Here is a 7,198-nt window from a genome sequence, read left to right on the forward strand (position 1 = left end):
GGCCTTGCAGGAGATCCGTGCGAGTGCCCTGACCACGGACTCCGCTACCCGCTTCGTCTGGTTGAGCGAGCTTGGCTAAAGCGATCTCAAGACGAGTGTTCGGTCACGGGTAGGGGCACACATGACCATTCCGCTGCAGGTAGTCGAAGGCGTTCTTCCCGAGAGCGGTCCACAGGGCAGAGTCGAAACGCGACTGGATCAGCTGCTGATGAGTACCTAGCAGTTCCCTTGATTGCCTGCTCCGATAGAGGCGGACGGTAACGCGGTGGTTTCCGCAGCGGATGGTGTCGACCAGCGGTGTGAGCAGGAAAACATCGACCACCTTGACCTGCCCGGGCCCACTGACATCGATCACCGCCGTCGCCAGCAGCGGATGCGCTTCGTCGGGCGGGTTCTCGAACTCCGCTTCAATGAAAGCGCCAACCGGCACGTCGTCGTGAACCTGGAGAGCGAGCGAGAAGCGGTAGGCGTAGGCAGGCGATCGCTCGGGGCGCCACTCGCAGCTGACGCCGGTGCCACGCGTACGCATGTACCCGGAGGTCTCGTTTGCTGGCAGAGGACCGAGCGCGCGCGGCGGGATGACCCCTTCCTGGCGATCGGCGGCGCTTCGCCGCGCCTGCATTTCCGTCAGGGCCTGTTGCTCGCGGCGTATTCGCTGCTGCGCGTCTTCTAGCTGTTGGGGCGTTGGCGGCGGGGGACACTCGATCACTGTCGCGTTGACGGTGTCTGAAGGCGCATCGCTGTAATGAACCCGGCCCTGCTGATCCGTCCACCGGTACACGCTTTGCGCATGCACGCTGCCCAGCAGCGCCAACACAAGAGCTAGACCAAGACATGATCGCACCGTGCTTCTCCCGCCGCGAATCATGGCCGGCGTGACGAAAACGAGGTCAGTTCTGACACTCAAACTCATTCGGTTACGACCCCAAGATCAGCAGACCAAACCGACTGGCATTCCCGTGTGCTCTTTAAAGAATCACATCGTCCGCTGAGCGCAACGGGAAAGCCAATTACGCAGCGACAGCACGGTGATTGACCAGCGGCCGCCTTGCTCGCTGCCTTGATGCTTGGCCACCCCACCGCCCTACGCCGGCTCTGCCAGCCAGGCGTCACGCGGCAGGTCAGCGACTCCGGGAGTAACCAGGAAGCGGCTGATGGCGTGCGGGTTCATCAGTCCGATGCCGCCTTGCGGCAGCCGGTAATTCATCACCGGACGCTCAAGGAAACTGGTCAGGTTCATCAGGCGCTCGGCCAGCACCGCCTTGCGAACACCTTCGGCACGGGTATGGAGCACATAGCCACCGGTGAAGAAGAAGTCGATGCGCACCTTGAAGTGCTCGCCCTCGATGACACCTTCGAACGGCACCGTCAGTTCCTGTGGAGACAGCGCGGTCAGCACCAGGTTCATCGGACTGGCCATGTGATCGCTCAAGTCGCCGTCGGTTTCAAATTCCACACAAGCCACCGAAGCCGTCGAGAACACTTCGGTGTGAGCCGCCGAACCGATGATCAGCGGCTTGCCAGCGAACAGTTGACTGCTGCGATTGAGGCTGTCGACGATCGGCTCGATAGCCGCGCCGTCGGCCTGCACGAAGCGCCGCGCGCGGTTGGCGGTGGTGATGACTGTAATATTGATCGCCATGGCAAAACCCCCTCAGAGAATTGTGGCCCGTGCCCGGCGGCAGCCCGTGCTCAGTCGCCGCCGCGATTTTTCCCTTGGACCCAGAGCACGTCGCCTCGCCCGCCCGCCTTGTTCAGCGCACGGCCCAGAACAAACATCAGATCCGACAGACGGTTCAGGTACTTGCGGGCGAAGTCGGAAACCTGCTCGGTGGCCGCCAGATGCACGATCTGGCGCTCGGCGCGACGGCAGACCGTCCGCGCCACATGCGCGACGGCAGCTGCCCGCGTGCCGCCCGGCAGAATGAAGTCCTTGAGCGGCGAAAGATCGTCGTTGAACTGCTCGACCAGGCCTTCGAGTCGGCTGACCTGCGCCTCGGAGATCATGTTCATCCCCGGGATGCACAATTCGCCCCCGAGATCGAAAAGGTCGTGCTGAATGCCGGTCAGCGCCTGCCGGATATCGTCGGGCAGGTCTTCGGTCAGCAGCAGGCCGACCGTCGAATTGAGCTCGTCGACCTGACCCATGGTCTCGATGCGCAAGCTATCCTTGGCCACCCGCGTGCCGTCGCCGAGACCGGTCGTGCCGGCGTCACCGGTACGGGTGACGATTTTAGAAAGACGGTGGCCCATGCTGGCGTTCCTGATCAAGAAATAAAGAGCGATTATAGCTGAAGGAGAATTGCCGACCGCGGCATGGAGCGGCCATCGCCGCCGGCTCAGGTGGCTGCGAACGTCTTGCAGAAACGCAGATCTTCGGGATAGGGGAAAAAATCCTCGACATGCCCGGCGCGGATGTTTTCCTGTGCCTTCTTCCAGAAGCTGACGCTCAGCAAATCGCGGTGGTACTTGAGGAAAGCCGAGCGGACCTTAGGCGAACCGAGCAGGAAACTGGCGAACTCCTCGGGGAAGACGTCGTGCCGGCCCACCGAATACCACGGCTCGCCGGACATCTCCATTTCCGGGTACGGCGCTTCCGGAATGACCCGGAAGTTAGTGTCGGTCATGTATTCGATTTCGTCGTAGTCGTAGAACACGACGCGGTCGTAACGGGTCACGCCGAAGTTCTTCCACAGCATGTCGCCGGGGAAGATGTTGGCGCAGGCCAGTTCGCGGATGGCGCTGCCGTACTCGAGCACGGCGTGGTCGATCTGCTCCGGTGTCGCCGCATCGAGATAGATGTTCAAGGGCGTCAGACGGCGTTCGATGTACAGGTGCTTGATCACCAGGTCGCTGCCGTCTTCCTCGATCAGCGACGGCGCCAGGGTGTACAGCGCTTCGAGGAGTTCGGCCGAGAAGCGCGCCTTCGGTAGCGCCGCATGCGAAAACTCGAGCGTATCTGCCATCCGGCCGACGCGGTCCACCTGCTTGACCAGCAGGTACTTGCGCTTGACGGTCTCACGATCCATATCCTTGGAAGCGCCGAAGACGTCCTTGATCAGCTTGAAGACGTAGGGGTACGAGGGCAGCGTAAATACCAGCATCACCAGCCCGGCGATTCCCGGCGCGATAATGAACTGGTCAGCGGAATGCCGAAGGTGCTGCTTGAAGTCGCGAAAAAACAGCGTCTTGCCCTGTTTGCCAAGGCCCAGCATGGTGTACAACTCGGATTGGTGCTTGTTCGGCATGAAGCTGCGCAGGAACTGGACATAGCCCGAGGGAACTTCCATGTCGACCATGAAATAGGCCCGCGACAACGAGAACAGGACGCTGATCAGCCAGCGGTCGAGCAGAATCGTGTCGAGGACAAGTTTGCCTTCCGGGGTATGCAGTACCGGTACGGCGAAGGCAAATTCGTGATGCCCGTTGATGGCCTTGCCGAAGACGTAGGCGCCCTTGTTGCGATAGAACGCCGAGTGCAGGACCTGGATCTGCGCGTTGGCCTCCGCCTCTGGCCACTCGCCGAGGCGCTTCTCGGCGGTGCGCATGACGAAGTCGACGTCGCGGTCGAGGTCCTCGAAGGGTCTTTGCCACGCGAAGTCCTGGATCACCTGCCGGATCGTCGCGCGCAGGCCAAGCTGCATCGGATAATAGCTGCGGTAGGTCGGCGGGTCGGACTGGATGTACTCGGTCGACGCCGCCGGGCGGGCGAAAATGTAGTCGTTGTTGAAGTAGGTGCGGTGCAGGATTTTCGAACACACGGAGTTGAAGAAGGTCTCGGCGAGTTCAGGCTGCTTGTGGTTGATCAGGTGCCCAATGTAGAACAGCTTCAACTGCTGCCAGGTCGCGTCGTCGATCGACGCGGCACCGAAATCGGCAGCAAGGAGGTCGGCGGTCTCGGTGACCCGCTCGTCGTACGAACGGATTCGCTCGCGGACGGCCACATGCACGCCCTTCCAGTCGGCGGCTTCGAAGAGTTCCTTGGCTTCTCGACCGTAACGACGGATCAGCTGATAGTGCCGGTTGAAGCCATCGATCATCGCCTCGGCAATGCGCTGGGCGAGCACGTTCTCGGTAGTGGAAATGTCCATGGGGCGGGCCGGCAGGTCTGACGTGCGGCGATTGTAGCACCCGCGCTGCTGCGCCGCACCAAGCTCCGGCCACCGCGCGGGAGGTCCGGAAATGTGCCGAGCACACCGCCATCGCCAACCTTCACCAGCCTTAACAGGCTGGCAAATGGCTTGAATTTGCGCCATAATCGCGTGCGGTGCCGCAGGAGAATTTGCTTCCGACAAGTCCTTCGTGCCCACGTACGCAGCATCGTCCACTACGCAGGTCCCGAAGCACCACAGGCGCTGCCAGGCGCCGGTGCCGACCCCCGCATGGAATACAACCAAACCACACTTTATGGAGTTGGCATGAGCGCAAGTCTGATCAAAGTCCCACAAGGCGGCCAGAAAATCATTCCGGGACAAGCTATCCCGGATAACCCGATCATCCCGTTCATCGAAGGCGACGGTATTGGCATCGACATTACGCCGGTGATGATCAAGGTCGTCGACGCGGCCGTCGCCAAGGCCTACGGTGGCCAGAAGAAGATCGCCTGGATGGAAGTCTACGCTGGCGAGAAGTCGACCCAGATGTACGGTTCCGACGTCTGGTTGTCCGCGGAAACGCTCGACACGCTCAAGGAATTCTCCGTCTCGATCAAGGGGCCGATGACCACCCCGGTCGGTGGCGGCATCCGTTCGCTGAACGTTGCCCTGCGCCAGGAACTCGATCTGTACCAGTGTGTCCGCCCGATCCAGTACTTCCGCGGCGTCCCTTCGCCGCTCAAGGACCCGTCGAAGACCAACATGGTGATCTTCCGCGAAAACACCGAGGACATCTATGCCGGCATCGAGTGGCTGGCCGGTAGCGACGGTTGCCGGAAAGTGATCAAGTTCCTGCAGGAAGAAATGGGCGTCAAGAAGATCCGCTTCCCGGATACCTCGGGTATCGGCATCAAGCCGATTTCCAGGGAGGGCACGGAGCGCCTGGTACGCGCGGCGATCAAGTACGCGATCGCCAACAATCGCAAGTCGGTGACCATCGTGCACAAGGGCAACATCATGAAGTTCACCGAGGGTGCGTTCCGCGACTGGGCCTACGACCTGGCGAAGAACGAATTCGGTGGCGTCGAACTCGACGGCGGACCGTGGCTCAAGCTTCCGCAGGGCATCATCATCAAGGACTCGATCGCCGACGCCTTCCTGCAGCAGATCCTGCTGCGTCCGGCCGAATACGACGTGATCTGCACCACCAACCTCAACGGCGACTACATCTCCGACGCGCTGGCGGCGCAGGTCGGCGGCATCGGCATCGCCCCGGGAGCCAACATCTCCGACCTCTATGCCTGCTTCGAAGCAACGCACGGCACGGCACCGAAGTACGCCGGGCTCGACAAGGTGAACCCCGGCTCGCTGATCCTCTCGGCGGAAATGATGCTCCGTCATCTGGGCTGGATCGAAGCCGCCGACCTGATCATCAAGTCGATGGAAGCCGCGATCGGCGACAAGGTCGTGACCTACGACTTTGCGCGCCTGATGGAAGGCGCCACCGAGGTGTCGTGCTCCGCTTTCGGCGACGCGATGATCGAGCGGATGTAGGCCTTCGCTTCACCTGCGGCAAGGACAAGGCCCCCGCAAGGGGGCTTTGTCGTTTGTCGACCGAACGCGCCAACCAGGATCTTCGTGCTCATGACGACACCGACCAAACCGCTGACCGGCCTGAAGGTCGTCGAACTCGGCAGCCTGATCGCCGGACCATTCGCCGCGCGCATCATGGCCGAGTTCGGCGCCGAAGTGATCAAGATCGAATCACCCGATGGCGGTGACCCCTTGCGCAAGTGGCGCAAACTTTACCAGGGCACGTCGCTGTGGTGGTACGTCCAGTCGCGCAACAAGAAATCGGTCACCGTCAATCTGAAGCATCCGGCCGGGCGCGAGATCGTCCACCAACTGGTCGCCGAGGCCGACATCCTGGTCGAGAATTTCCGCCCCGGCGTACTCGAAAAGCTCGGTCTGGGTTGGGAGAAACTGTCGGCCATCAACCCCGGTCTGGTCATGCTCCGGCTCTCGGGCTTTGGCCAGAGCGGCCCGCTGGCGCAGCAACCAGGATTTGGCGCGATCGGCGAATCGATGGGCGGACTGCGCTACGTGACCGGTTACGCCGATCGGCCACCGGTCAAGACCGGGATTTCGATCGGCGACTCGATTGCCGCGCTGTGGGGAGTGATCGGCACGCTGATGGCCTTGCGTCACAAGGAGCACAACGGCGGCCAGGGGCAGGTGGTCGACGTCGCGCTGTACGAGGCGGTGTTCGCGATGATGGAGTCATTGCTCCCGGAGTTCGACGTTTTCGGCTTCGTTCGCGAGCGCACCGGCAATATCATGCCCGGCATCACGCCGTCGAACACACACGCGACCAGCGACGGCAAGCACGTCGCCATCGGCGCCAACGGCGATGCGATCTTCAGGCGGCTAATGCTGGCGATCGGTCGCGACGACCTCGCCAACGATCCGCAACTGGCCGATAACGCCGGCCGCGACGCGCGCCGCGACGAACTGTACGCCGCCATCGATGCCTGGGTTGCGGCACGCCCGGAAGCCGAAGTACTGGCGACGCTGGCCGCCGCCGAAGTGCCGGCCGCACGCGTGTACTCGGCCGCCGACATCGTTGCCGACCCGCAGTATCTGGCCAGACAGATGATCGAAACGGCCACCCTGCCCGACGGCAAGGTGTTCAGGATCCCGGGCATCGTTCCAAAACTGTCGGCGACTCCGGGCGGCACCGAATGGCTGGGACCGGCGCTCGGCGAACATACCGACCAGACGCTGCAGCGACTCGGCTATTCGGCCGCGGCGATCAGCGCCCTGCGCGACGCCGGCACGATCTGAAGCGGCGCTTCGACGCCTGCTCCTGGGGCTTACGAAAACTCGTAGTCGAGTCGTCCGACACACCCTCGCCAATAGGGCTTCGGCCCCTGTGGCAGCAGCCAGCGTACCTCGCCACGCATCGGCACCCACATCCCATGACCTGATTAGCGCTATTCTTCAGCCGCTCGCCTGACTGGCTCATCATATGAGCCAGCCGGAGGTTAATCTGATCCCTGTCGAAGCGAGAGGAGAACAGAGATGGCCAGGATGAACCGAATCCA

Annotated in this window: 6 protein-coding genes; 2 read left to right on the forward strand and 4 right to left on the reverse strand. The window is 62.2% G+C overall.

What is annotated here, in order from left to right:
- Positions 1–103: 103 nt before the first annotated feature.
- From Q1L50_RS05015 to aceK, 4 genes are all read right to left on the reverse strand, one after another.
- On the reverse strand, positions 104–913 hold the full coding sequence (locus tag Q1L50_RS05015; protein WP_366145212.1) for a DUF4124 domain-containing protein: 810 nt from the start codon (positions 911–913) through the stop codon (positions 104–106).
- Positions 914–1,084: 171 nt separating this feature from the next.
- Complete coding sequence (locus Q1L50_RS05020) at positions 1,085–1,642, reverse strand: hypothetical protein (RefSeq protein ID WP_300336366.1); 558 nt, start codon at positions 1,640–1,642, stop codon at positions 1,085–1,087.
- Between the two features lie 50 nt (positions 1,643–1,692).
- Entirely contained in the window at positions 1,693–2,253 is a 561-nt protein-coding gene (locus Q1L50_RS05025) for a cob(I)yrinic acid a,c-diamide adenosyltransferase (RefSeq protein ID WP_300336368.1), read from the reverse strand.
- 86 nt (positions 2,254–2,339) lie between these two features.
- Positions 2,340–4,091: a bifunctional isocitrate dehydrogenase kinase/phosphatase gene (gene aceK, locus Q1L50_RS05030; protein ID WP_300336370.1), complete on the reverse strand. Its 1,752-nt coding sequence runs from the start codon at positions 4,089–4,091 to the stop codon at positions 2,340–2,342.
- 327 nt (positions 4,092–4,418) lie between these two features.
- Here aceK and icd point away from each other — a divergent pair, with 327 nt between their 5' ends.
- Together icd and Q1L50_RS05040 are read left to right on the forward strand one after the other, a co-directional pair.
- Entirely contained in the window at positions 4,419–5,648 is a 1,230-nt protein-coding gene (gene icd / locus Q1L50_RS05035) for an NADP-dependent isocitrate dehydrogenase (RefSeq protein WP_300336372.1), read from the forward strand.
- A 90-nt stretch (positions 5,649–5,738) separates the two neighbouring features.
- A complete protein-coding gene (locus tag Q1L50_RS05040) occupies positions 5,739–6,938 on the forward strand; it encodes a CaiB/BaiF CoA-transferase family protein (RefSeq protein ID WP_300336374.1) in 1,200 nt (399 codons plus the stop codon).
- The last annotated feature ends 260 nt before the right edge of the window (positions 6,939–7,198 follow it).

The organism is Accumulibacter sp. (assembly GCF_029255145.1).
In the GTDB taxonomy this organism is placed as follows: Bacteria; Pseudomonadota; Gammaproteobacteria; order Burkholderiales; family Rhodocyclaceae; genus Accumulibacter.